At 54.5% G+C, this 1,598-nt stretch carries 2 protein-coding genes and 1 pseudogene; 1 reads left to right on the top strand and 2 read right to left on the bottom strand.

Going from position 1 to position 1,598, the window contains the following annotated elements; translation table 11 throughout:
* Positions 1-111 precede the first annotated feature (111 nt).
* Both QCE79_RS06835 and QCE79_RS39320 read right to left on the bottom strand, forming a co-directional pair.
* Entirely contained in the window at positions 112-270 is a 159-nt protein-coding gene (locus QCE79_RS06835) for a hypothetical protein (RefSeq protein ID WP_250464678.1), read from the bottom strand.
* 130 nt (positions 271-400) lie between these two features.
* Positions 401-613 (bottom strand): DUF2892 domain-containing protein, encoded by a 213-nt coding sequence (locus tag QCE79_RS39320; protein ID WP_250525807.1) that lies wholly within the window; start codon positions 611-613, stop codon positions 401-403.
* Between the two features lie 582 nt (positions 614-1,195).
* On the opposite strand from QCE79_RS39320, the pseudogene QCE79_RS06830 reads away from it, so the two are divergent.
* Positions 1,196-1,440 (top strand): annotated as a pseudogene (locus QCE79_RS06830) (SDR family NAD(P)-dependent oxidoreductase); the annotation flags it as partial.
* Positions 1,441-1,598: the final 158 nt, after the last annotated feature.

The following is a 1,598-nucleotide window of genomic DNA, read 5'->3' as shown; positions in this document are numbered from 1 at the left end:
GGGGGGGGGGGGGGGGGGGTGGGCGGGGGGGGGGGGCCCCCCCCCGCGGGGGGGGGGGGGGGGGGCGGCGCGGGGCGGGGGGCGCCCCCCCCCCCCCCCCCCGCGACGCTTCTACGACGATGCCAACGGCTTCGCCTTCTGGGCGGCGATCTTCTCCACAAGACCTGCGAGCCAGCACATGGGACACCCCTTGAGCAGGAAGAGGGCGGTGACAAAGCAAACCATGGAAAACAGCTTCACTGCCGAGGCGGAAAAAATCAGGAAATACATGCCCGCGCCGATGAGAAGGAGCGCTAGAACTCCCCTCAACAGATGAATGGTGATAGATCGACTGCAATACATGGATGCCTCCGAAATGAGTGTTGTCGATGCGTCTTCGGGAAGATTCGAACGGAGTTCGTTATCCCTTAAGTCTTCGGCCCACCATCGCGCACATTGGACAAAAACCGACGAAACCCATCACGACGAACGACACGCCCGCAACGACAAGCAGCCACTTGAGCCACGGCTCCATAGGGATGACGAACGCGACGATGGCGACAGCCACGCCAACGCAGGTTCGAAGGGCACGCTCCCACAGAGGCAGGTTTTTCTGAAAAAAAAGTGCAGACATATGCGTTTGTTCTCTTGTTCGATTAATGAGTTAAGACGGCAAGCTTTCTGTTGAGATGTGTGCAAAAAAGCTAAATTGAAGCTATCTTGAGCAGCTGATTCTGCGCCGATGGGAATACTTGCGCTCGCAAGAAATACATTTGCCACTTGCCAGCAAATCCGCTTGAAATTCGTTATGCGAAGCAAATATTCAATGCTAAGGATATGCGTCATACATGAACGATGTCAATGAGTTGATCGTGATCTTATTATGAAATAAAAAATGATTAGGTATTCTTATATACGTCATTTTTATCGATAGGAAAGGGAGATTGCCAGGGCGCACGCAAACTCGGCGATTCGCGGATTTTCACCGCCTGTGTTGTCGCCGATGTTTGCTTTAGTCAAGGCAAGGCAACGCACGCGTCGCCGACGTTGCGCTTAACTCGAGAATTGCTCGTTAGCATCAGGCGGCAATCGGCCACCTAAACTCTTTGCCGAGATAAAAAACGTCAGGCAGGTCAAAGGACGATCTACCCTATAGCTTTTTCAATTCCCGGATTGTGTCGCAGCAAGTTCGGAAGAGGTCGGGTCGGCCTTAAGCCACGTCATCAACATTTCATCGATTGGCGGCTAACGGGCGGCGGCCGGTTCGGTCGTGTATTCATCGACAAAGTTCGCGGTCGAAGGCATCACGGAAGCCATGCATGCCAAATTGGAGCCGCTGGACAGTCACACGACGGTGGTCGAGTTGGGCTATCTCCGCCCGGAGTTTCTTGATACGTCCTCGCTGCTCGCCACGCCCGACGTGATCGATAAGTACACGAAACCCAGGGCGCAGTTCGACGCACGACATTAGAATATGCCCGCTACACGCATGTCGAGGCCAATTTGAAATGTCCGATATCCGGCTAAATTGAAATGTCCGGTTTGGGGTCGGTTCCTGCTTCCAAAGAAGACAGTTTCCCCACCGAGGCTGCCCGCATTTCGGCACTTCTGAGCATCAT

Origin of the sequence: Caballeronia sp. LZ003 (assembly GCF_031451465.1) — a bacterium.
In the GTDB taxonomy this organism is placed as follows: Bacteria; Pseudomonadota; Gammaproteobacteria; order Burkholderiales; family Burkholderiaceae; genus Caballeronia.
Note: the sequence above shows the minus strand (reverse complement) of the source record. Positions and strands in the feature narration are given on the sequence as shown.